The following is a 23812-nucleotide window of genomic DNA, read 5'->3' on the forward strand; positions in this document are numbered from 1 at the left end:
CTCATATTTTTAGATTCATAGTAAACTATAAATCTAATCTCTTTACGAAAATAGGAAATTACTTCCATAGTTAGTTAAAAAGTTGTTAACTTAGCATAGATAACAAAAAATACAATTAATTCTACCATAATTAAAATATTAGGTACTGAAATGATTAAATTAAGAATTAAAAATCCAACTAAAATCCCTAAAAATAAACCTAAGTGATATATTTTTAATCGTTGTTCCTTATATCTATATTGATGAAAAACAAATGAAGTTGATAAAAAGTAGAGTAATACCGATCCAAAAACAAAAAATAAAATAAAATAATAATTAACCTCGTGCATAAATAATAATCTTATCGACGCTGCAATCATGCTTAAAGACATCAAAATGAATAGATGACCATATATAATCGTTTGACCTGCTGTTTTTATAGATTTATTCACTTTCTTTTCTAAATTATCGAAGTATTGCCACCACATTGATATGATTAAAACGAATGAAACTAAAGTAAATAATATGGAATTCCAATCACCTTGTTTTGGTTGAATTACAGCCAGTGTACTGACTAAAGTTTCGCCGAAGAGAATGATAGTAAATAAACCAAAGCGCTCAAATAAATGGGCTGTATTTGTAGGTACCATCACCAATCGTTTCCGCCCAATAATTGGTATTAAGATATCCAGAAATATACCTGTATACAATATAAGATACCTAATCCATGAGTCAAAAAAGAGGGAGCACAATGAAACAATAATACCAACCCAAAAGTACTTTCCAAAAAAGAGTGCAGCTTTCTTTCGAGTCCCTACCTCTGTCCGTTGTACAACAAGATATTGAATTGCGACTAATGCCCTTAGTCCAATATAGCCTACTAGAAAAGATCTATAATACGAATCGAAATCTACTGATAAACTAGCAATCATGATGAGTGCAAAGAACATTTGTAAAATCAAAAATATACGGTGATGAAATAAATCTTCCCCGTAGCGATTGGTAAACATCGTTTGTCCTACCCAAGCCCACCAGATGGGAATAAAAATCAGTACAAACTTTAATAGATAATCTGATTGTATGTATCCTTTTTCCACATGTATTAAAATATGAGTTACAGTAGCGATAGCTGCTACAATTAGCAAATCATAAAAAAGCTCTAACCAAGTGACCTTTTTTTCTTCCATTATACCAATCCTCCAAAACTAAATTAACTTAGTATCCAACATATTTTTCTCTATATAAATTGTTTCCATGGCAGCTTTAACAATAATGTCGAAATTTTTACTGTATGGATGCATAAACACTTCATACTGAATGCGTCGCTCATTGTGAGACTGCTTTAAATATTCGATATCCGTTCCTCTTTCCTCTATATCTCGACCGAATCGTCTCTCAAGTTCCGTATCACCATCTGTATAAAAATAAATTAGTAAATCAAATAATACCTGATCAGCAAAAGCAACACTCATCCCTTCTACAATGTTTACTTTCTTTTGTGAAGAGAGTATTTCACTTTTAAGATAATGTGTATCTATCGTACGTAAATTCATATCTTCTTTAAGCATCAATAGATCTCTTTCTAAGGAAGGTACATGATGTGCTGCGGGATGGCATGCTGTCATTTTAAAGCGATGTAATGTTCCTTTATGTATATAGTCAATCATTGCATATTTTCGAATTGCTGAACTCACTATGTATGGATCCGTATTAAGATAGTTAACATCGCACTTTAACTCTTCCATTAACATATGCGCAAAAGTCGTCTTTCCAGCAGCACCATGACCAGAAATCCCAATTACCAACTTCTTATCCGAATTATGAATCCAACTTATGATTTTTTGAATTAATGTGTTCATCATTCACTCTCATTTCTAAAGTTTTTTTATCATTTGCTAAAAGAGCACCCTGCAAATTATAAAAGCCCACCCTTCCTTGTTCCACTAACCTGTCTCGTTAGAAGCAATTCTTCAATCCTCATTTACACTCTAACATAAATATCCAATTTTGATATAACACTTATTCATGAATTTTAAACTACCCCCACACTCTTTACGACACACTCATATATCACTTCTTGCAGAGGCTGGTACAGCACTTAAACAAATCATGGATAGATTTGGCCATTCAGATGATCAAATCACCAAGAATGTCTATCTCCACGTAACAAAAGAAATGAAAAAAGAAGCTTCCCAAAAGTTTTTACAACTAATGAGAAGCCTCAATTAAATATTCTATGTTAGCAGTTCACTTTCACCTTACATACACACCCAATCATATTAAGGGTTCATACATAGGAACTTAGGCTAAAACCGCGACTTCAGTCGCAAAGCCTAAGCCACCACATCCTGTGGAAGTTACATCATGCCGCTCGTAAAAATGTGCATTAACATTAATAATGTGTGTGAAAAGAGCGATATATCAACGTTTGTAAAAATGTTGATTGTAATATCTTTAACGGAAATTTATTGTTTTTATTTGATTCCGTTAGCAAAATGTTAGCGGTTCTTATTTAACAAATTAATTAAGGATTGAATAGAACATTAATTTAAATAATTGTTATACAGTTTTCATATTAACTAATAATGAATATTTAATCCCTCTTTCTTTTAACTGCATAACAAATATCTCAGTTAGCAAATCCAATTCTTCAGAAACAAAATTTGGAATAAGAAAAAGAAATGCTACAGCTATCTCAGGTTTCCATAGTCAAAATGCGTTCATTCACAATCCCCACATGTTTATTAATGCATTATTTATTAATAACAATAGATAATTTATAATTTGCATACTTGTTTAGCTCTAATAAAAATTGATTTAACGCTTCATTACTTGGAAACCTGCACTCCAAAAGGTAACAGCTATCTCCACTGATTTTATAATTATTGATGATATATTTCTCCTGTTTTTGGATAAATGAGAGATATGGAAGGTGGTGTGTTCCTTCTATATATATATTAATAAAGGTAAACATAAAGCACCCTAATTTTGCTTGATTTGCTTTAATACTATATCCCTCAATAACTCCATTCTCTTCTAATTTCTGTACTCTAGCTGAAGCTGCCGGCGCTGTTAAGTGTACTCTCTCTCCCAATTCTTTCATTGTAATTCGGCTATTGCTACTTAATTCTTCTATTATTTTTTTATCTGTTTGATCCAATTGAAAGTTAACTCCTTTCGAAAATAAAGTCAAAGAGTTAAAACACTTTATTTTATCTATGTATTTGAATGCTGCTCATATTATACACTTTATTAGGTCAAACAAGACAAAACAAAGAAAGGGAATTGTAAATATGAATATTACTCAAATTCGAAATGCAACAATTGTTGTAGAATATGCAAATAAAAAGTTTTTAATAGATCCTATGTTAGCAGAGAAAGGTACGTACTCTACCTTCCCTGATACAATCAGACAAGATACATTCAATCCTTTGGTGAGCTTGCCAACATCAATTGATAACATTCTGGATGGACTTGATGCAGTAATTGTTACTCATCTACACCTAGATCACTTTGATGAAGTAGCAAAAAACGTATTGCCAAAAGAAATCAAAATGTTTGTTCAAAATGAGGCAGATGCAGAAGAAGTAAAAGCAAGTGGTTTCAAAAATGTAGAGGTACTACAACAAGACACTATTTTTGAAGGTATACAATTAGTAAAAACAAAAGGTGTACATGGTAGAGGCGAAGAGCTATTAAAAATAATAGGTGAAGTTTGTGGAGTTGTGTTCAAACACCGAAGTGAAAAAGTTTTATATGTAGCTGGCGACACAGTCTGGTATAAAGGTGTACAGGAAGAATTAGATACCCATAAACCAGATATTATTATCGTCAATGGCGGAGATAATCAATTTATAGAATATGGTTCTCTTATTATGGGAAAAGAAGACGTCTATGAAGTACACAAGGCGGCTCCTAATGCTAAGGTTATTTCTGTTCATATGGAAGCAGTTAACCATTGGACACTATCTAGAGAAGAATTAAAAAACTTTAGTAAAGAAAAAGAATTTTCAAGTAACATTTTAGTACCAGAAGATGGTGAATCATACTCATTTTAATATTAATACCGACAATATTGTCTTGCTGACTGATATTTAAGAATTAAAAATAAGAAGGTCATAATTATCTACCAATTAATTGTGACCTTCTTCAAATATTAGTATTTCGAATATATGAAATAACATGCATAAAGGATGACAAATAAATTCGAAGAGTGATAAAGCTATTTCGTTTAGGAGGTAGAGTTCGTGGCAAAAAAACTTGAAAATACATCAACACATCAACCTCTATGGTTACAAGAATATATTGATTTTCCTGAAAAACAAAACCAACTGTATAAAAAAACACTAAAAATCTTGATTCTTTCTCAAATTTTTGGGGGAGCAGGACTTGGTGCTGGGATAACAGTGGGGGCGCTTCTTGCACAAGAAATGTTAGGTTCAGAAAATGCAGCCGGAATTCCAGTTGCCCTTTTTACTTTTGGATCTGCCTTAGCTGCCCTACTTATAGGAGCATCCTCACAACGGTTTGGTCGTAGAGCTGGACTTGCTGGTGGTTTCCTTATAGGTGGATTAGGTGCTATAGGTGTTATAATTGCGGCTGCAATCAACAGCATTACCCTTTTATTTGCTGCCCTCCTTATTTATGGAGCAGGTATGGCTTCTAATCTTCAAGCTCGGTATGCAGGGACAGACCTTGCAAATGAGAAACAACGAGCAACTGCTGCAAGTATGGCCTTAGTTTCTACTACTTTAGGAGCTGTAGTAGGCCCTAACTTAGTTAATACGATGGGAAAATTTGCAGATTCAATTGGTGTTCCTACTTTAGCTGGTCCGTTTATCATGTCAGGAGCAGCTTTTATAATTGCTGGTTTAATACTCTTCATTTTTCTTCGTCCAGATCCGTTGCTGGTGGCTACAGCGATTGTGAATACTGAGAAAAAAGTCGATAAAGTACCGTCTGGAGGAAGCCTAAAAAATATTACTATAAACAAAAAAGGAATTGTGATAGGAGCTGTAATTATGATTTTAGCCCAACTAATCATGACAGCTATTATGACAATGACTCCAGTTCACATGGGACATCACGGTCACGGTTTGAGCGAAGTGGGATTAGTAATAGGGTTTCATATTGCAGCGATGTATCTGCCTTCCCCATTGACCGGTTTATTAGTAGATAAGTTTGGTCGCACTACTATGGCTATAGCTTCAGGGGCTACACTCCTTGCAGCTGGAATAGTAGCAGCTTTTGCACCTGCAAACTCGTTATTAATGCTAATCCTTGCACTAGTATTACTAGGTGTAGGTTGGAACTTTGGTTTGCTAACGGGAACTGCTCTAATTATAGATTCAACACATCAATCTGTACGTGCAAAAACACAAGGTACATTCGATGTCTTTGTAGCACTATCAGGAGCAGCTGGTGGAGCATTGTCAGGAATGGTTGTCGCGCATTCTAGTTATACAATACTTTCAATTTCCGGAGCCGTTTTATCATTATTACTTATTCCTATAGTTGTTTGGTATTCACGAGTAAAAAGCTGAAGCTAGGGGGATGTAAATTTTATTCGATATGCTTTTAGTACTTGAAAGCTTATATTTTCCATTATACTTACACCCCTAAATCTACAACTTTAAATAAAACCCTCTCAAACAATCTTAGTTATGAGAGGGTTTTATTAACTTATCCCCACTGAAGCATTGAAAATGTTTCGTTAGTTTACTCTTGAACTAAACAAACCCTTTTGTAAAAAAATCCTATATTAACTTTACGACACACTCATATATCACTTCTTGCAGAGGCTGGTGTAGCACTAAAACAAATTATGGATAGAATTGGACATTCAGAAGATCAAATCACCAAGATTGTCTATCTCCATGTAACAAAAGAAATGAAAAAAGAAGCTTCCCAAAAGTTTTTACAACTAATGAGAAGCCTCAATTAAATATTCTATGTTAGAAGTTCACTTTCACCTTACATACAAACCCAATCATATCAAGGGTTCATACATAGGAACTTAGGCTAAAACCGCGACTTCAGTCGCAAAGCCTAAGCCACCACATCCTGTGGAAGTTACATCATGCCGCCCATACCGCCCATATCAGGCATTGCAGGTGCTGCTCCAGCTGGTTCTGGAATGTCAGCTACTACTGCTTCTGTTGTTAAGAATAGAGCTGCTACAGATGCTGCGTTTTGAAGTGCAGAACGTGTAACTTTAGTTGGGTCTACGATACCTGCATCAATCATGTTTACCCATTCGCCGTTTGCAGCGTTGAAGCCAGTGCCCACTTCTTCACGTTTTAAGCGGTCCACGATAATAGAACCTTCAAGGCCTGCGTTGTCAGCGATTTGACGTACTGGTTCTTCAAGAGCACGTAATACGATTTTCACGCCTGTTGCCACGTCGCCTGCTTCTGCTTGGCCGATTTCAGCTACTTTGTTGTAGACACTTACTAGTGCTACGCCACCACCTGCAACGATACCTTCTTCTACTGCTGCACGAGTAGAGTTAAGAGCATCTTCAATGCGAAGTTTGCGTTCTTTCAATTCTGTTTCAGTTGCTGCACCAACTTTGATGACAGCTACGCCGCCAGCAAGTTTAGCAAGGCGTTCTTGTAGTTTTTCTTTATCGAATTCAGAAGTAGATTCTTCGTATTGAGCACGAATTTGACCTACGCGAGCTTCGATTGCGTCAGTTGAACCTGAACCTTCTACGATTGTAGAGTGGTCTTTTGTTACAACTACTTTGCCAGCATGGCCAAGCATTTCGATTGAAGCTTGTTTTAGGTCTAAACCGATATCTTCTGTAATCACTTGTCCGCCAGTTAGGATAGCGATATCTTCTAGCATTGCTTTACGGCGGTCACCGAAGCCAGGAGCTTTCACAGCCACTACATTGAATGTACCGCGAAGTTTGTTCAAGATTAAAGTAGTTAAAGCTTCACCTTCAACATCTTCAGCAATGATTAGTAATGGTTTGCTTTGTTGAACTACTTGTTCTAAAACTGGTAGCACATCTTGAATGCTTGAGATTTTTTTATCTGTAATTAAGATGTATGGGTTATCTAATACTGCTTCCATTTTATCAGTATCTGTTACCATATAGTGTGATAGGTAGCCACGGTCAAATTGCATACCTTCTACAACATCTAATTCTGTTGTGAAACCTTTAGATTCTTCGATTGTGATAACGCCGTCGTTACCTACGCGTTCCATTGCTTCTGCGATCAATTCGCCCACTTCATCATCAGCTGAAGAAATAGCTGCTACTTGTGCAATAGCTTCTTTATTTTCAACTGGTTGAGAAATTGATTGTAATTCAGTAATAGCAGTAGCTACCGCTTTGTCGATCCCTTTGCGGATGCCGACTGGGTTTGCGCCAGCTGTTACGTTTTTCAAGCCCTCACGAATCATTGCTTGAGCTAAAACTGTAGCAGTAGTCGTACCGTCACCAGCGATTTCGTTTGTTTTTGAAGCTACTTCTGAAACCAATTTTGCACCCATGTTTTCATATGGATCTTCTAATTCGATTTCTTTAGCGATTGTTACACCGTCATTTGTGATTAATGGTGAACCAAATTTCTTTTCAAGCACGACATTGCGCCCTTTAGGTCCTAATGTTACTTTTACTGCGTTTGCAAGTTTATCTACACCTTTTAACATAGCGCTGCGTGCGTCTTCACTGAAACGAATATCTTTAGCCATTAAAAATTACCTCCTGAAATTTTATCTATTTTTCATTTACGTTTATTATTCTTATTCAACGATTGCTAAAACATCTGATTCGCGAAGAATTAAATAGTCTTTGCCTTCGTATTTTACCTCTGTGCCAGAGTATTTAGAGAAAATAATGTTGTCCCCACTCTTTACGTTAAGTGGAACCACTTGACCACCATCTGTTAAGAATCCAGTACCAACTGCAACAACTTTTCCTTCTTGAGGTTTCTCTTTTGCAGAGTCTGGGAGTACGATGCCGAATGCAGTTTTTTCTTCAACTTCGACAACTTCGATAATAATACGATCGCCTAATGGTTTTAACAATTGAAACAACCTCCTAGAATTATGTGTATATACTTAGCTTATTAGCACTCCTCACTATTGAGTGCTAACACAATTATTATATTAATGAATTCCCATTTCATTTGCAAGCGGTAAGCATTAAAAATTTTGTTTTTATTCTCAGTTAATTTACAATAAAGAAAACAGGCAGAAAACAGAAAGGAAATTGAGTTTGAAATCACACAAAACCGCGTTATATATTTTATTGATTTACCTTGCTATGCAGCTCTCTTCTGTCGTTTTCATGCGACCGTTTGCACTGTTCATGAAAAAAAGATATCCAACTATGGGGAAAGAAGAATTGGTCCTCACTATTAATGGGTGGTATATCGTCATAAGTTTTGCAGTAGCTCTTCTATTATCTCTTATTGTGATAGCCTTTAATCGAAACTTCTGGAAAATTTTCAAACAAAAACCCGAATCTATCCCTACATCTATTCTTTGGGGGATTATTGGATTCTTCCTTGTATTTGTTGGCCAGTGGATCGGTGGGATCATCGAACACAGCTTAGGCATTACTCAGGCTTCTGAAAACACAGCAAACCTTACAACGATAGCAGATGCGGCACCTATTGCTATTTTGGCGCTAGCTATTATCGGTCCTATCCTAGAAGAGTTTGTTTTTCGGCGAGTTATATTTGGCTCACTTGTTCAAACGACGAACTTCTTTATTGCTGCGTTGATCAGCTCGCTTGTATTTGCTGTCATCCACTTTGACTTTAGCCACATTATTATCTATGCCATTTCTGGTTTTATATTCGCTTTTCTTTATTATCGTACAAGGCGTATTATAACGTCTATCATTGCCCATATGATGCTAAATGGATTTGTGACCGCTATTCAGCTCTATCAGGAACCCATCGTGAAGTTTTTAGAACAGCATCAGTAAGCTATACTCTCTATTTCTCCAACTATACACAAAACCCTTCTTTTATAAGAAGGGTTTTGTTTCATTTGCATAAAAAAACTGCAATCAAATAGTTTCGTTTGATTACAGTTCATTCTTCTATTGTTGTTGCATTTCTATTTGTCTTTGCTGTTCTGCTCTAATATATTTTCGATAGCCTACTCGAGAAATCATAATACTAATCTCGTACAGTATACATAGAGGAATAGACACGATAAAAAGCGACAGAACATCTGTTGGCGTAATGATATCTGCAACGACCAACAAGATGAAATAGGCATACTTCCTGAACTTGCTGAGCATTTGAGGTGTAATAATACCAAGCCGTGTTAAAAACAACACGACCATAGGTAACTCAAATACGATACCGAAAGGCAGCGTCAGCTGGAGTAAAAATTGGAAGTACTCATTAATGCCGATCGTTTGTTGAATATCCATTTCCGCAGACATCTCTGTCATGAAATGAATCATATAAGGGAATAAAACCTTGTATGAAAACATAACGCCGAGCACAAATAGGAAAACAATGTATGGGATATACCGTAATGTCGCTTTACGCTCTTTTGGAAACAATCCAGGCGTGATAAAGGCCCATAGTTGATATAAAATAACAGGCGATGTCATAACAATCGACAGTACAAAAATGACCTGGAAATAAATATTGACGGGATCCGTCACTTTAAATGAATGCAACTGCAAGGTCTTTGCTTCATTACTAAATTGCAAAAAGTGGATCAGTGGCTGTGCTAGAAAGAAACTACCAATCACTGCAACCACAAAGAAAACGGCAACAATCATCAGCCGTTTTCTTAATTCTTCTATATGTTCGACAATAGTTAGTTCTGTGTTATTCATTTACTAAACATCCTAACTTATTTATCTTCAATCTTTTTTGTTTCAGATACTTTATTCGGCTCATCATCATCAGCTAAACCTTTTGTAGCATGCTTAAATTCACGGAGAGTAGAACCCATTGCTTTACCAAGCTCTGGTAGTTTCTTCGGTCCGAAAATTAGTATGGCAACGACTCCTAAAATTACTGCAGTTCCAGCACTAATTCCCATTACAGACACCTCCTCATATACTTGCTCCTATTTTAACGTAAAAATAGGCTTTTGGCTATTCTATTCATGATTTTATTGTGAAATATTTACCTACAATTTCCCTACTCTACTTCGATTGAATATATTTGCTACAAAAGAGTCTTCTTTGCATACATAATAAAAAAACTGGCTAAATAGCTAGCCAGTAATTAAGTGAAACATATGCTATTTGCTCTTCTTACTTACGTTCTGCTCCAGAAACGTTGTTGCGTAATTGCATTCAAGAAATCTTGATTAAAGTTTGGATTATTAGCTGCAAACACTACGCCCTCTAAATTATTATTTTGCGATTGTTGGATGAATGACTGTCCGCTTGTGCCTACGCCGATAGGTTTATAATGCTTATACGCATTGTGTACGAAGTCAGAAACATCTTGCATAAACTTCGCTGGATATTTCGAAGTTCCCCCGACTACATAAAGAGCATCAACCAAATACGGGCTTCCTGTAATGAAGGTTTGGTTGACTTTGATTTGCGTTCCATCTGTTCCGGTCACATTTCCAAGTCTTTCGCTTATAATATCAATGAAGACCCCATTGCTCTCTAAGAAGTTAAGAACTTGCATCACCTCTTGACCATTAAACCCATCGCCAATGAGAACGCCTACCTTTTGCGTGTAAGGATATTTCGGTGTATTAGCCTGACTGAGGGAAGGATAGACGGTATCAACGGGCACATTGGTACCACTTGGCTGCCTTACACCGATATTATCCGCAATGATGCAAGCTAACTCTCTGTCTACATTTACGATTAAATCGACATTTTGCTCTCGAACAGATTCACTTTTTACTTTTCCTAGCTGAAAGCTAAATGCTTCAATAGTGTGTTGCTTTTCGATAGGCGTCAAGCTGTTCCAAAAGATTCGCACTTGTGAGAAGTAATCATTGAATGACTCACTTCTTCCCCGAATAACATGACCTTCCACTTTTGTCGGATAATGAACATAGCCTCCTTCTTCCGGTGACGATGTATGAGGTGTGTTGCCCATTAACGAGTTATTATGATAGTTTACTTCGTTTTCATCAATTCTCATTCTCATGGTACCTCTGCGCTGATTATTATGGAAAGGACAGAGCGGTTTATTTACAGGTAATTCGAGATAGTTGGCACTGCCAAGGCGATATTGCTGTGCATCCCTATAGGCTATTAATCTACCTTGTAAAACAGGATCATTTGAAAAGCCAATGCCCGGCACTACGTTTGCGGGGTTAAACGCGATTTGCTCACTTTCTGAAAAATAGTTGTCAATATTACGGTTGAGGGTCATCTTACCGATAAGTTGAACTGGTACAAGCTCTTCAGGCCAAAATTTTGCGGGATCCAATATATCAAAGTCAAACTTGAACTCATCCTCCATCGCGATTAATTGTACACCTAGTTCATACTCAGGAAACGCTCCCTTATCAATAGCTTCACGTAAATCTTTTCTATGGAAATCTGGATCAATACCGCCAATTTTCATAGCTTCATCTTGTAGAAGAGAGTGTACGCCTAGAACCGGCTTCCAAACAAACCTGACAAACGTTGCTACGCCTTTTTTGTTGACGAATAAATAAGTATTAATAGACCAAGACTCCATTACTCGGTAATTCTCTATGATGCCGCGGTCAGACATAATCCATGTTACCATGTGAAGTGCTTCTGGATTATTCGCTACATAATCCCAAAAGCGGTCATGTGCACCTGTAGCTGTTGGGATGTCGTCACTCTGCTTACTTTGATATGCATGCATGGCATCAGGGAATTTCATCGGATCTTGGTTAATCAATACAGGCATCGCAATGGTAGTCAAATCATAATTGCCCTGTTCTGTATAAAACTTAACGCCTAGGCAACGCAAGTCTCGTGCCGTATCATATGAACCTTTCGGGCCTTGGACAGTAGAAAAACGAACAGCTAAAGGCGTCTTTTTTCCGGGTTCTTGGAAAAGGCACGCCTCAGTCACGTGCTCCATCGATTGATAACATTCAAACTCCCCATAGGCTCCATAGCCCCTAGCATGCACGATTCGTTCAGGAATCTCTTCATGTACAAAATGCGACATTTTTTCAAGGAACCAATAGTCCTCGTGAAGAGAAGGACCACGGACCCCTGCTTTTAATGTTTCCGAGTCATTAGAAATTTTTCGCCCTTCCTGGGTTGTTAACGGTTTTCCTGCATTACTTTTACGATATTGATCTAATTGTTCTTGCTTCGCATCTTTTTTAACTGATTTTTTATTTTGCGAGTACTTATCCATATAATCACCTAACCTATCTTATAAATGACTAACGTTATAACCATATGCAATCATTTATCTCGATATACATTTCATTTAAGGTTTGGAAGTCACCTTTCAACAAAAAAAGTGGCGCACAAGTAAATAACTTGTGCGCCACTTTTATCTATTTGTATAGAAGTTAATCTATCTTTCGTCATTACGCATGAAATAGCTTAATGTCTGTAGTTCTACTGTCAAATCGATTGTATGTACACGTACATCATCAGGAACATGCAATGTGACAGGAGCGAAATTTAAGATGCCTTTTACCCCCATCGCGACAAGCCTATCGGCCATTTGCTGTGCAGAACGGGCGGGTATCGTTAAAACAGGCAACTCCGCTTTGTATTCTAAAAATTTTTCTTCTAATAATTCTGGCGGAAAAACAGGAATATCATTGATATACTTACCTTCTTTTGTTCCGCTTGTATCAAATGCTGCAACAATTTTCATATTATGGTTCTTTTGAAAATTATATTTTAACAAAGCACTGCCAAGATTCCCTACTCCTATAATGGCTACGTTCATACGTTCATCCTGATCTAATACACCGCGAAAGACCGTTAATAAATATTGGACTTCATAGCCGTACCCTTTTTTGCCGAGTGCTCCAAAATAGGAAAAATCACGGCGAATTGTTGCAGAGTCAATGTTCATCGCTTCACTTAATTCTTTGGAAGAGATTCTTTCTTGCCCATCCTCTGCAAACTTTAAGATAAAGCGGTAATAGAGAGGCAGTCTTTTGGTTGTAGCTTGTGGAATTTTACTTGTGGACTTCACGCTTTTTCCTCCTGCTAGCAAATCAAAATCCCTTCAATAGTACATGATAATTAGCTTTTTTGCAAAGTAATCCTCGTTGCATACCCTTTCGACTTCCTATAAACTAGGAGTGAACTGAGGTGTAAATATATGATCGTTTTACAGGTCAATCAATTATATAAATCTTATATGGGTGATGAAATTTTAAGCGGAGTTAAATTAGAAGTGCAGCATCGTGACCGCGTTGCCCTCGTTGGAAGAAATGGCGCGGGAAAATCCACCCTTTTAAAAATTATCGCAGGCAAACTTTCATATGATTCTGGCGAAATCATTAAACCAAAGGATATTCGGCTTGGCTATTTAGACCAACATGCCGGATTAGAATCGACCCTATCTATTTGGGAAGAAATGATGACGATTTTTGAACCGTTGAAAAAGCTGGAACAAACCATTCGTACACTAGAACTGAATATGGCTGATCCTGCGGTCTATGAAAATCCTGATCAATATGCAAAGGTCATGACAGAATATGATCAATTGCAGCATGATTTCAAAGAAAGAGGCGGCTATCAATATGAAGCTGATACACGTTCTATTCTGCACGGCATGCAGTTCTATCCTGACAGCTATGATCAAAAAATATCTGAGCTATCTGGAGGGCAGCGTACACGTCTCGCCCTTGCAAAACTATTATTAAGCAAGCCCGATCTGTTGATTTTGGACGAGCCAACCAACCATTTAGATATCGAGACACTAAACTGGCTCGAAACCTTCTTAAAGAGTTATGATGGAGCGATTTTAATTGTATCCCATGACCGTTATTTCCTCGATCAAATCGTTTCGATCGTTTATGAAGTATCACGCCACCATGTCAACAAATTTACTGGAAACTACAGTAATTACCTGGATCAAAAGGCAAAAAACTATGAACGTGACCGCAAGCTGTATGAAAAGCAACAAGGCGAAAAGGCAAAGCTAGAAGACTTTATACAAAAAAATATTGTACGAGCCTCTACAACAAAGCTCGCACAAAGCAGGCGCAAGATACTTGAAAAAACAGAGTGGATGGATTCTCCAGAAGGAGATGAAAAATCCGCTACTTTCTCATTTGAGATTGAACGCCAAAGCGGCAATGATGTGTTGCAGGTGAATGACTTAACAATAGGCTACGAAGGAATTCCTGTCTCTCAAAATATCCAGCTGCATGTTTATCGTACAGATCGGATCTCTTTAGTCGGCCCGAATGGTGTGGGAAAATCGACATTATTAAAGACACTTATAAAAGATGAATCACCGCTTTCTGGAACAATCCATTTCGGCACAAATGTTCAAATCGGCTACTATGATCAGGAACTCGCAAAGCTAGATAGCAATAAATCGATATTAAAAGAACTATGGGATGAATGGCCTTTAATGAATGAAAAGGACATTCGGACAGTTTTAGGACGCTTCCTCTTCTCAGGTGAAGATGTAGATAAAATTGTTCGTGATTTATCAGGTGGCGAAAAGGCAAGGCTTGCTTTGGCAAAATTAATGCTCCAAAAGGCAAACTTCCTCATTCTTGATGAACCGACTAACCACCTTGATTTGGACAGTAAAGAGGTATTGGAAAATGCATTGGTGGATTACCCTGGCACATTGCTATTTGTTTCGCATGACCGTTATTTTATCAATCGTATCTCTACTAAAGTAGTTGAACTTTCGCATGATGGGACAACTGAATATCTTGGCGACTACGACTATTACGTTGAAAAGAAGCATGAGCTTGAAGAAATAGCTGCCGAAAAACAGGCTGCAATACAAAAGCCAATCGAAATAGTCGATCAAAAACAAAAAACAACGCAAATTGATAAAGAAGCGAAGAAAAAGATTCGAAAAATAACCAGGCGTATAGAAGAGATTGAACAACAGCTAAGTACGCTAAACCAGCAAATAGAAGACATTGAGAAGATGCTTTGTGACCCTGAAATCTTCCAGAACCATGAAAAAGTACTGGAATTGCAAACTCAATTAGATGATTTGAAAGAGCAGCATGATGTATTCGAATTAGAATGGCTTGAATTAAATGAAGAGCTTGAGATGCTGTGAATAACTATTAGTTATAAAAAGGAGCTGTCGAATGATTGATCATTTGATAGCTCCTTTTGTCGTAACAACACATATATTGTCTATATATTGGTCAATAGCTAATTTTCCATCTATGTTTTTCCACAAATTTATTCACATAAGCAATCCTTATTTTTCAATGGTTCAAAATAGTTTTCCACATTATCCACAGATTTTACTCTAGTTATACACATAAAAATGTGTATAAACTGCTACTATATCTAGTTATTACACATTTAATCCACAAACTGTCCACAATTTGTGGATTATTTTAGAATTTTCACACTTTTTATTACAAAAAGGACTTTCACTTTTACATGAAAGTCCTTTTCTGTGTATAACTTTACTTATTCCATGACAACAACTCTAATCCAGGTCGGCCATTTAACGCTAAATCGCTTCTTTTACCCGCTTTAAACATAGAAGTCCCTGCAGCTGCTATCATAGCAGCGTTATCTGTGCATAACTTTAATGGTGGCACATAAAAAGGTATACCCTCTTTGTTAAAGGTTGCAGTTAGTGCATCTCTTAAACCTTTATTGGCTGATACACCTCCAGCTGCTATCACTTGTTTCACATTGTATTGCCGAGCAGCTCTTAAGGTTTTGGCTGTCAATACTTCCACTACACTATCTTGGAACCCTTTCGCCACATGCATTGGATTGATAACCTCTCCTCGTTGGTCTGCGTTATGTTTATAATTAATAACAGCAGATTTTAACCCGCTAAAGCTAAAGTCATATGAATCTGGCTCAAGCCATACGCGTGGGAAATCAACTTCACCATCGCTTTCATGTGCCAATCGATCAATCTGCGGGCCGCCTGGGTACGGAATGTTCAATACCCTTGCCACTTTATCATAAGCTTCGCCTGCCGCGTCATCACGCGTCTCACCAATTAATTCAAAATTGCCGTCTTCCTTCATCAAAACCAATTCAGTATGGCCTCCGGAAACGACTAGAGCTAATAGTGGAAATTCCATAGGCTGTACTAGTGCATTGGCATAAATATGACCTGCAATATGATGTACGCCAATAAGGGGTAAACCATGTGCAAAGGAAAATGCTTTTGCCGCATTGATGCCAATTAATAAAGCGCCTACTAAGCCAGGGCCTTCTGTCACACAGACAGCATTTAAATCAGCAAGTTGTATATTCGCCTGCTTTAACGCTTCTTCAATAACGACAGTAATTTGTTCGACGTGATGCCTAGAAGCGATTTCTGGCACGACGCCTCCAAAGCGTTTGTGGCTTTCAATTTGTGATGCTACCACATTTGAGACAATCTCAGTTCCATTCTTCACTACAGATGCGGCTGTTTCGTCACAGCTGCTTTCAATTCCTAATATATATATATTTTCCATTATAAATTCACCCACATCACAAGAGCATCCTCTTGATTATCAGTATAGTACCCTTTTCTTATACCGCCTGCTTGAAACCCAAGTTTTCGGTACAAGTTTTGAGCAACCGTATTGGAAACCCTCACTTCAAGGCTCATGATGACAACGCCTCTTTCTTTCGCTGTCATTATCGCTTCACGCATAAGTCCTTCTCCAATACCTCTGCCTCGACCTTCCGGAAGGACCGCAACATTTGTAATTTGGCTTTCATCAAGTACAATCCACATACCACAAAAGCCTATAAGCTGCCCTGTCTCTTCTACAGCAACAATATATGTGGCTTGTGTATTACGAATCATTTCTTGATAAAACGCCTCTACTGTCCACGGTGTAGGAAAAGAGGCTTCCTCTATCGCATGGACGGCTTCTACATCTTCAACTGTCATCTCTCTATAAGTAATCATCGTTTTTGTTCCTTCTGTTCTTTTAACCAATTGGCTTCTGCTTCTACCAGTCGGCAATAAGTTGGTACAAAATGATGTGTGTCTTCCACTGCCGGCAATTCTTTCTGCCCCGCTAGATAAATGAGCTGCCCTGCACTAGGTAAATCAAACGTATATGGAGCGCGCGTAGCAAGCTCTCCTAATTGTTGTTTAATCTGTTGCCAGAAAACATCTACATCTTGCCCAACAAAAAGGACAGGTTGACCTATTTCTTTTAATTTCTCTAAAAGAGAAGCCATGCTATAATGACCATCATCAATAACCGATTCTAATTGATGAGCGGAATTATATACACCGCCATACACATTTTCACGCCTTGCATCAATGACCGAGCACACAAGGCCTTGATATATACCAGCATTTGCGGCTAATACTTTTAAGCTGGATACACCAGCCAATGGAATTTGAAGCGTCCATGCTAATGTTTTAGCTACGGTTACGCCAATCCTGACCCCCGTATAAGAGCCGGGCCCTTGGCTAACCGCAATCGCATCTATATCACTTGGTGAAAGGCCTGCTTTTTTGATAATATCTTCAATAGCCGGCATAACACTAGCTGAATGATTTACTTTCATATTTCTAGTTTCTGCCGCTACAATTTTTCCATCCTTCACAATAGCTACTGCCAAGGGTGAATTTGCTGTATCTATTCCTAACCAAATCACTTTTTTAACTCCTCGCACAATAGTTCATACCGTTTCCCAAAAGGTATTAATATAAACTTTCTTTTATTATCGTCAATCCGCTTAATCTCAATGGCTAAACGATCAGCAGGTAAATCTGATTCTATTAGATGAGCCCATTCAATGATCGAAACGGCATCACCATAGAATAATTCATCATATCCTAAATCTTCTTCGCCGTCCGCAAGCCGATATACGTCAAGATGATTAAGAGGTAATCTACCTTCATATTGTTTCATAATCGTAAATGTAGGGCTGTTAACTGTTCGCGTAATGCCTAAACCCTTGGCGATACCTTGCGTAAAGGTTGTTTTCCCTGCACCTAAATCTCCCTCTAAAGTGAGTACATCACCTGATTCTAATAAATCGGCCAATTTCATAGCCAACTCTGTGGTCTCTTCTAAAGAAGCAACCATGATTTCCATCGTCATAAGACTCGTCCTCTCACATTCTCATTACTCCTAGTTTACCTAAATCTCCTGAAATGTTCAAACTGCCACATTTTAATGCTATATAAAAAACTATCTTCAATTAAAAAATTGAAGATAGTTTTTAAATATTAATCGAGCTCAATCGTATTATTCATTTTGTTGGTGTCATCATCATTACCTCTCATCTTCTTATAAAGATGAACCATGCTTTTCATCATATTGCCTGTTTCCCAATACTCTGCTGACTCTGCCTCCACTTTGATTAAAATCAAATTAGGATCGTCATAGCTCGTATTTAAAAGCTTTTCATAAGCTGCACTCCATAATTCCTTTTTCTTGTTTACATCATCTACGATTGTGCCTTTACCTCGTACAGAGACATAGTATTTACCAGCATAAGATACATTTACGTCTGCTTCTTTTTTTATTTCATCATACTTTTCGGTTTCCTTTTTCGTGAAGAACCATAAATCCCCATCAAACTCAACTTCTTGAGTCTTCATCGGACGAGATACTAATCCGTCTTGTGAAATTGTTGTCAGCATAGCTGTTTCTACATCTTTAATGAGCTCTCTTACTTTTTCAACTTCATTTGCATCATAATTGTTATTCATTAACTTCACCCCATTTTTTAGTTACTTTAGTTTACCCTGTTTTTCTGAAGGCTAATCAATGAATGAGTCTCGTTAATTTTATATAAATGCTATAGAAAAGAATATAAAAAAACACAGCTGAAAAATCAGCTGTGCTTGGTTGCGAAGCGACGTCCTACTCTCACAGGGGGAAGCCCCCAACTACCATCGGCGCTAAAGAGCTTAACTTCCGTGTTCGACATGGGAACGGGTGTGACCTCTTTGCCATCATCACTCCACTTGTATGTAGAGATTTTGTTCTCTCAAAACTGGATAAACGAGAATTGAAGGTTCTTAAGAATTTGGTTAAGTCCTCGATCGATTAGTATTCGTCAGCTCCATGTGTCGCCACACTTCCACCTCGAACCTATCTACCTCATCGTCTTTGAGGGATCTTACTTACTTGCGTAATGGGAAATCTCATCTTGAGGGGGGCTTCATGCTTAGATGCTTTCAGCACTTATCCCGTCCACACATAGCTACCCAGCGATGCTCTTGGCAGAACAACTGGTACACCAGCGGTGTGTCCATCCCGGTCCTCTCGTACTAAGGACAGCTCCTCTCAAATTTCCTACGCCCACGACGGATAGGGACCGAACTGTCTCACGACGTTCTGAACCCAGCTCGCGTACCGCTTTAATGGGCGAACAGCCCAACCCTTGGGACCGACTACAGCCCCAGGATGCGATGAGCCGACATCGAGGTGCCAAACCTCCCCGTCGATGTGGACTCTTGGGGGAGATAAGCCTGTTATCCCCGGGGTAGCTTTTATCCGTTGAGCGATGGCCCTTCCATGCGGAACCACCGGATCACTAAGCCCGTCTTTCGACCCTGCTCGACTTGTAGGTCTCGCAGTCAAGCTCCCTTGTGCCTTTACACTCTACGAATGATTTCCAACCATTCTGAGGGAACCTTTGGGCGCCTCCGTTACTCTTTAGGAGGCGACCGCCCCAGTCAAACTGTCCGCCTGACACTGTCTCCTACCCCGATCAGGGGTACGGGTTAGAATTTCAATACAGCTGGGGTAGTATCCCAAGGACGCCTCCACCGAAGCTGGCGCTCCGGTTTCAATGGCTCCTACCTATCCTGTACAAGCTGTACCAAAATTCAATATCAGGCTACAGTAAAGCTCCACGGGGTCTTTCCGTCCTGTCGCGGGTAACCTGCATCTTCACAGGTACTATAATTTCACCGAGTCTCTCGTTGAGACAGTGCCCAGATCGTTACGCCTTTCGTGCGGGTCGGAACTTACCCGACAAGGAATTTCGCTACCTTAGGACCGTTATAGTTACGGCCGCCGTTTACTGGGGCTTCGGTTCTCACCTTCGCTTGCGCTAAGCAATCCCCTTAACCTTCCAGCACCGGGCAGGCGTCAGCCCCTATACGTCACCTTACGGTTTTGCAGAGACCTGTGTTTTTGCTAAACAGTCGCCTGGGCCTATTCACTGCGGCTCTCTCGGGCTTGCACCCTACTAGAGCACCCCTTCTCCCGAAGTTACGGGGTCATTTTGCCGAGTTCCTTAACGAGAGTTCTCTCGCTCACCTTAGGATTCTCTCCTCGACTACCTGTGTCGGTTTGCGGTACGGGCACCTCCTGCCTCGCTAGAGGCTTTTCTTGGCAGTGTGAAATCAGGAACTTCGCTCTAAAGAGCTCGCCATCACAGCTCAACGTTATAGAGAGCGGATTTGCCTACTCTCACGTCTTACTGCTTGGACGCACATAACCAACAGTGCGCTTGCCCTATCCTACTGCGTCCCCCCATTACTCAAATGGCAGGGAGGTGGTACAGGAATATCAACCTGTTGTCCATCGCCTACGCCTGTCGGCCTCGGCTTAGGTCCCGACTAACCCTGAGAGGACGAGCCTTCCTCAGGAAACCTTAGTCATTCGGTGGATGGGATTCTCACCCATCTTTCGCTACTCATACCGGCATTCTCACTTCTAAGCGCTCCACCAGTCCTTCCGGTCTGACTTCACAGCACTTAGAACGCTCTCCTACCACAGACATCGTAGATGTCTATCCACAGCTTCGGTGAATTGTTTAGCCCCGATACATTTTCGGCGCAGCGTCACTCGACCAGTGAGCTATTACGCACTCTTTAAATGGTGGCTGCTTCTGAGCCAACATCCTGGTTGTCTAAGCAACGTCACATCCTTTTCCACTTAACAATTACTTTGGGACCTTAGCTGGTGGTCTGGGCTGTTTCCCTTTTGACTACGGATCTTATCACTCGCAGTCTGACTCCCGTGTATAAATCACTGGCATTCGGAGTTTGTCTGAATTCGGTAATCCGGGATGGACCCCTAGTCCAAACAGTGCTCTACCTCCAGGATTCTTCATCACGAGGCTAGCCCTAAAGCTATTTCGGAGAGAACCAGCTATCTCCAGGTTCGATTGGAATTTCTCCGCTACCCACACCTCATCCCCGCACTTTTCAACGTGCGTGGGTTCGGGCCTCCAGTAAGTGTTACCTTACCTTCACCCTGGACATGGGTAGATCACCTGGTTTCGGGTCTACGACCACATACTTATTCGCCCTATTCAGACTCGCTTTCGCTGCGGCTCCGTCTCTTCAACTTAACCTTGCATGTAATCGTAACTCGCCGGTTCATTCTACAAAAGGCACGCTATCACCCATTAACGGGCTCTAACTACTTGTAGGCACATGGTTTCAGGATCTCTTTCACTCCCCTTCCGGGGTGCTTTTCACCTTTCCCTCACGGTACTGGTTCACTATCGGTCACTAGAGAGTATTTAGCCTTGGGAGATGGTCCTCCCAGATTCCGACGGAATTTCACGTGTTCCGCCGTACTCAGGATCCACTCAAGAGAGAATGCACTTTTGACTACAGGACTGTTACCTGCTATGGTGGGTCTTTCCAAACCGCTTCGCCTAACGCATTCCTTTGTAACTCCGTATAGAGTGTCCTACAACCCCAAGAGGCAAGCCTCTTGGTTTGGGCTCTTCCCATTTCGCTCGCCGCTACTAAGGGAATCGATTTTTCTTTCTCTTCCTTCAGGTACTTAGATGTTTCAGTTCCCTGAGTCTGCCATCAAGACGCTATGAATTCACGTCAAGATTCTACCCCATTACGGATAGAGGGTTTCCCCATTCGGAAATCTCCGGATCAAAGCTTACTTACAGCTCCCCGAAGCATATCGGTGTTAGTGCCGTCCTTCATCGGCTTCTAGTGCCAAGGCATCCGCCATGCGCCCTTAATAACTTAACCGTTGGCTTATAAAGCCTTTAAGTTATTAAGCCTAAAAAATTTAAAACTTAATAAATGTGTTACTTAAGAATTTCTTCAATGTCGTTTTATCCAGTTTTCAAAGAACAAAGTGTTGAGAGTATGAACCCTCAAAACTGAACAGCAAGATGTTAATCCTACAGACGAAGTCTGTATTCCGTTAAATTCCTTAGAAAGGAGGTGATCCAGCCGCACCTTCCGATACGGCTACCTTGTTACGACTTCACCCCAATCATCTATCCCACCTTCGGCGGCTGGCCCCAAAAGGTTACCTCACCGACTTCGGGTGTTACAAACTCTCGTGGTGTGACGGGCGGTGTGTACAAGGCCCGGGAACGTATTCACCGCGGCATGCTGATCCGCGATTACTAGCGATTCCGGCTTCATGTAGGCGAGTTGCAGCCTACAATCCGAACTGAGAACGGTTTTATGAGATTAGCTTGCTCTCGCGAGTTTGCGACTCTTTGTACCGTCCATTGTAGCACGTGTGTAGCCCAGGTCATAAGGGGCATGATGATTTGACGTCATCCCCACCTTCCTCCGGTTTGTCACCGGCAGTCACCTTAGAGTGCCCAACTAAATGATGGCAACTAAGATCAAGGGTTGCGCTCGTTGCGGGACTTAACCCAACATCTCACGACACGAGCTGACGACAACCATGCACCACCTGTCACCAATGTCCCCGAAGGGAAAACTCTATCTCTAGAGCGGTCACTGGGATGTCAAGACCTGGTAAGGTTCTTCGCGTTGCTTCGAATTAAACCACATGCTCCACCGCTTGTGCGGGCCCCCGTCAATTCCTTTGAGTTTCAACCTTGCGGTCGTACTCCCCAGGCGGAGTGCTTAATGCGTTAGCTGCAGCACTAAGGGGCGGAAACCCCCTAACACTTAGCACTCATCGTTTACGGCGTGGACTACCAGGGTATCTAATCCTGTTTGCTCCCCACGCTTTCGCGCCTCAGTGTCAGTTACAGACCAGACAGTCGCCTTCGCCACTGGTGTTCCTCCAAATCTCTACGCATTTCACCGCTACACTTGGAATTCCACTATCCTCTTCTGCACTCAAGTTCCCCAGTTTCCAATGACCGCTCGCGGTTGAGCCGCGAGATTTCACATCAGACTTAAGAAACCACCTGCGCGCGCTTTACGCCCAATAAATCCGGACAACGCTTGCCACCTACGTATTACCGCGGCTGCTGGCACGTAGTTAGCCGTGGCTTTCTAATAAGGTACCGTCAAGGTACGTTCATTTCCTAACGTACTTGTTCTTCCCTTACAACAGAGTTTTACGATCCGAAAACCTTCATCACTCACGCGGCGTTGCTCCATCAGACTTTCGTCCATTGTGGAAGATTCCCTACTGCTGCCTCCCGTAGGAGTTTGGGCCGTGTCTCAGTCCCAATGTGGCCGATCACCCTCTCAGGTCGGCTATGCATCGTCGCCTTGGTAGGCCGTTACCCCACCAACTAGCTAATGCACCGCGGGCCCATCCTGCAGTGGCGCGAAAGCGCCTTTCAACATTTCACCATGAAGTAAAATGGATTATCCGGTATTAGCTCCGGTTTCCCGAAGTTATCCCAGTCTGCAGGGCAGGTTGCCCACGTGTTACTCACCCGTCCGCCGCTAAATCAGAGGAGCAAGCTCCTCGTCATTCGCTCGACTTGCATGTATTAGGCACGCCGCCAGCGTTCGTCCTGAGCCAGGATCAAACTCTCCATAAAAGTGTTTGATTGCTCAAAATTTCACTAGCGCATCATCTTTACGATGATGACTTTAAAACTAACAGTTGTTAGTAAGTT

18 protein-coding genes, 3 rRNA genes and 2 pseudogenes are annotated in these 23812 nt (G+C 40.2%); 6 read left to right on the plus strand and 17 right to left on the minus strand.

What is annotated here, in order from left to right; all coding sequences use genetic code 11:
• Nucleotides 1-74: 74 nt before the first annotated feature.
• Both M2M59_RS14175 and M2M59_RS14180 read right to left on the minus strand, forming a co-directional pair.
• Complete coding sequence (locus tag M2M59_RS14175) at nucleotides 75-1166, minus strand: low temperature requirement protein A (RefSeq protein WP_249774926.1); 1092 nt, start codon at nucleotides 1164-1166, stop codon at nucleotides 75-77.
• 18 nt (nucleotides 1167-1184) lie between these two features.
• Complete coding sequence (locus M2M59_RS14180) at nucleotides 1185-1838, minus strand: uridine kinase family protein (RefSeq protein WP_249774927.1); 654 nt, start codon at nucleotides 1836-1838, stop codon at nucleotides 1185-1187.
• Nucleotides 1839-2004: 166 nt separating this feature from the next.
• Here M2M59_RS14180 and M2M59_RS14185 point away from each other — a divergent pair.
• Nucleotides 2005-2208: pseudogene (locus M2M59_RS14185) on the plus strand (tyrosine-type recombinase/integrase); the annotation flags it as partial.
• Between the two features lie 523 nt (nucleotides 2209-2731).
• Here the strand turns inward: M2M59_RS14185 and M2M59_RS14190 are convergent.
• Nucleotides 2732-3139 (minus strand): Lrp/AsnC family transcriptional regulator, encoded by a 408-nt coding sequence (locus M2M59_RS14190; protein WP_256467872.1) that lies wholly within the window; start codon nucleotides 3137-3139, stop codon nucleotides 2732-2734.
• A gap of 133 nt (nucleotides 3140-3272) precedes the next feature.
• On the opposite strand from M2M59_RS14190, the gene M2M59_RS14195 reads away from it, so the two are divergent.
• The 3 genes and pseudogenes from M2M59_RS14195 to M2M59_RS14205 all read left to right on the plus strand — a co-directional run.
• Complete coding sequence (locus tag M2M59_RS14195) at nucleotides 3273-4037, plus strand: MBL fold metallo-hydrolase (RefSeq protein WP_249774928.1); 765 nt, start codon at nucleotides 3273-3275, stop codon at nucleotides 4035-4037.
• 189 nt (nucleotides 4038-4226) lie between these two features.
• Nucleotides 4227-5522, plus strand: coding sequence for an MFS transporter (locus tag M2M59_RS14200; RefSeq protein ID WP_249774929.1), 1296 nt, complete (start codon nucleotides 4227-4229; stop codon nucleotides 5520-5522).
• A gap of 209 nt (nucleotides 5523-5731) precedes the next feature.
• Nucleotides 5732-5923 (plus strand): annotated as a pseudogene (locus tag M2M59_RS14205) (tyrosine-type recombinase/integrase); the annotation flags it as partial.
• 128 nt (nucleotides 5924-6051) lie between these two features.
• On the opposite strand, the gene groL reads toward M2M59_RS14205, so the two are convergent.
• A complete protein-coding gene (gene groL, locus M2M59_RS14210; RefSeq protein WP_066790231.1) occupies nucleotides 6052-7683 on the minus strand; it encodes a chaperonin GroEL in 1632 nt (543 codons plus the stop codon).
• 51 nt (nucleotides 7684-7734) lie between these two features.
• Nucleotides 7735-8019, minus strand: a complete 285-nt coding sequence (gene groES, locus M2M59_RS14215; protein WP_066790234.1) for a co-chaperone GroES — start codon at nucleotides 8017-8019, stop codon at nucleotides 7735-7737.
• 190 nt (nucleotides 8020-8209) lie between these two features.
• Here groES and M2M59_RS14220 point away from each other — a divergent pair, with 190 nt between their 5' ends.
• The gene (locus M2M59_RS14220; RefSeq protein ID WP_249774930.1) at nucleotides 8210-8926 is read left to right on the plus strand and encodes a CPBP family intramembrane glutamic endopeptidase; all 717 of its coding nucleotides are present in this window, start codon (nucleotides 8210-8212) and stop codon (nucleotides 8924-8926) included.
• Nucleotides 8927-9043: 117 nt separating this feature from the next.
• On the opposite strand, the gene tatC is transcribed toward M2M59_RS14220, so the two are convergent.
• From tatC to M2M59_RS14240, 4 genes are all read right to left on the minus strand, one after another.
• Nucleotides 9044-9799 (minus strand): twin-arginine translocase subunit TatC, encoded by a 756-nt coding sequence (tatC, locus tag M2M59_RS14225; RefSeq protein WP_147197834.1) that lies wholly within the window; start codon nucleotides 9797-9799, stop codon nucleotides 9044-9046.
• A gap of 17 nt (nucleotides 9800-9816) precedes the next feature.
• The gene (locus M2M59_RS14230) at nucleotides 9817-10008 is read right to left on the minus strand and encodes a twin-arginine translocase TatA/TatE family subunit (RefSeq protein WP_066790243.1); all 192 of its coding nucleotides are present in this window, start codon (nucleotides 10006-10008) and stop codon (nucleotides 9817-9819) included.
• 221 nt (nucleotides 10009-10229) lie between these two features.
• Nucleotides 10230-12287: a catalase gene (locus M2M59_RS14235; RefSeq protein WP_147197832.1), complete on the minus strand. Its 2058-nt coding sequence runs from the start codon at nucleotides 12285-12287 to the stop codon at nucleotides 10230-10232.
• Nucleotides 12288-12452: 165 nt separating this feature from the next.
• Nucleotides 12453-13088 (minus strand): redox-sensing transcriptional repressor Rex, encoded by a 636-nt coding sequence (locus M2M59_RS14240; RefSeq protein ID WP_147197830.1) that lies wholly within the window; start codon nucleotides 13086-13088, stop codon nucleotides 12453-12455.
• A gap of 129 nt (nucleotides 13089-13217) precedes the next feature.
• Here M2M59_RS14240 and M2M59_RS14245 point away from each other — a divergent pair, with 129 nt between their 5' ends.
• Nucleotides 13218-15155, plus strand: coding sequence for an ABC transporter ATP-binding protein (locus tag M2M59_RS14245; protein WP_249774931.1), 1938 nt, complete (start codon nucleotides 13218-13220; stop codon nucleotides 15153-15155).
• A gap of 361 nt (nucleotides 15156-15516) precedes the next feature.
• On the opposite strand, the gene tsaD is transcribed toward M2M59_RS14245, so the two are convergent.
• From tsaD to M2M59_RS14285, 8 genes are all read right to left on the minus strand, one after another.
• On the minus strand, nucleotides 15517-16536 hold the full coding sequence (gene tsaD / locus M2M59_RS14250) for a tRNA (adenosine(37)-N6)-threonylcarbamoyltransferase complex transferase subunit TsaD (RefSeq protein WP_249774932.1): 1020 nt from the start codon (nucleotides 16534-16536) through the stop codon (nucleotides 15517-15519).
• On the minus strand, nucleotides 16536-16979 hold the full coding sequence (gene rimI / locus M2M59_RS14255; RefSeq protein WP_249774933.1) for a ribosomal protein S18-alanine N-acetyltransferase: 444 nt from the start codon (nucleotides 16977-16979) through the stop codon (nucleotides 16536-16538). Before rimI ends, tsaD begins: the two co-directional genes overlap by 1 nt.
• Nucleotides 16976-17683, minus strand: a complete 708-nt coding sequence (gene tsaB / locus M2M59_RS14260) for a tRNA (adenosine(37)-N6)-threonylcarbamoyltransferase complex dimerization subunit type 1 TsaB (protein WP_249774934.1) — start codon at nucleotides 17681-17683, stop codon at nucleotides 16976-16978. The genes rimI and tsaB overlap by 4 nt, the downstream gene beginning before the upstream one ends.
• Complete coding sequence (gene tsaE / locus M2M59_RS14265; RefSeq protein ID WP_147197819.1) at nucleotides 17680-18132, minus strand: tRNA (adenosine(37)-N6)-threonylcarbamoyltransferase complex ATPase subunit type 1 TsaE; 453 nt, start codon at nucleotides 18130-18132, stop codon at nucleotides 17680-17682. Before tsaE ends, tsaB begins: the two co-directional genes overlap by 4 nt.
• Before the next feature lie 128 nt (nucleotides 18133-18260).
• Nucleotides 18261-18746, minus strand: coding sequence for a pyridoxamine 5'-phosphate oxidase family protein (locus M2M59_RS14270; protein WP_249774935.1), 486 nt, complete (start codon nucleotides 18744-18746; stop codon nucleotides 18261-18263).
• Nucleotides 18747-18887: 141 nt separating this feature from the next.
• Nucleotides 18888-19003: ribosomal RNA gene (rrf, locus tag M2M59_RS14275) — 5S ribosomal RNA — on the minus strand.
• Nucleotides 19004-19066: 63 nt separating this feature from the next.
• A 23S ribosomal RNA gene (locus M2M59_RS14280) occupies nucleotides 19067-21995 on the minus strand.
• 191 nt (nucleotides 21996-22186) lie between these two features.
• Nucleotides 22187-23734 (minus strand): 16S ribosomal RNA (locus M2M59_RS14285).
• The 16S, 23S and 5S rRNA genes sit together here, the layout of an rRNA operon.
• Nucleotides 23735-23812 lie beyond the last annotated feature (78 nt).

The organism is Rummeliibacillus sp. G93 (assembly GCF_023515935.1).
In the GTDB taxonomy this organism is placed as follows: Bacteria; Bacillota; Bacilli; order Bacillales_A; family Planococcaceae; genus Rummeliibacillus; species Rummeliibacillus stabekisii.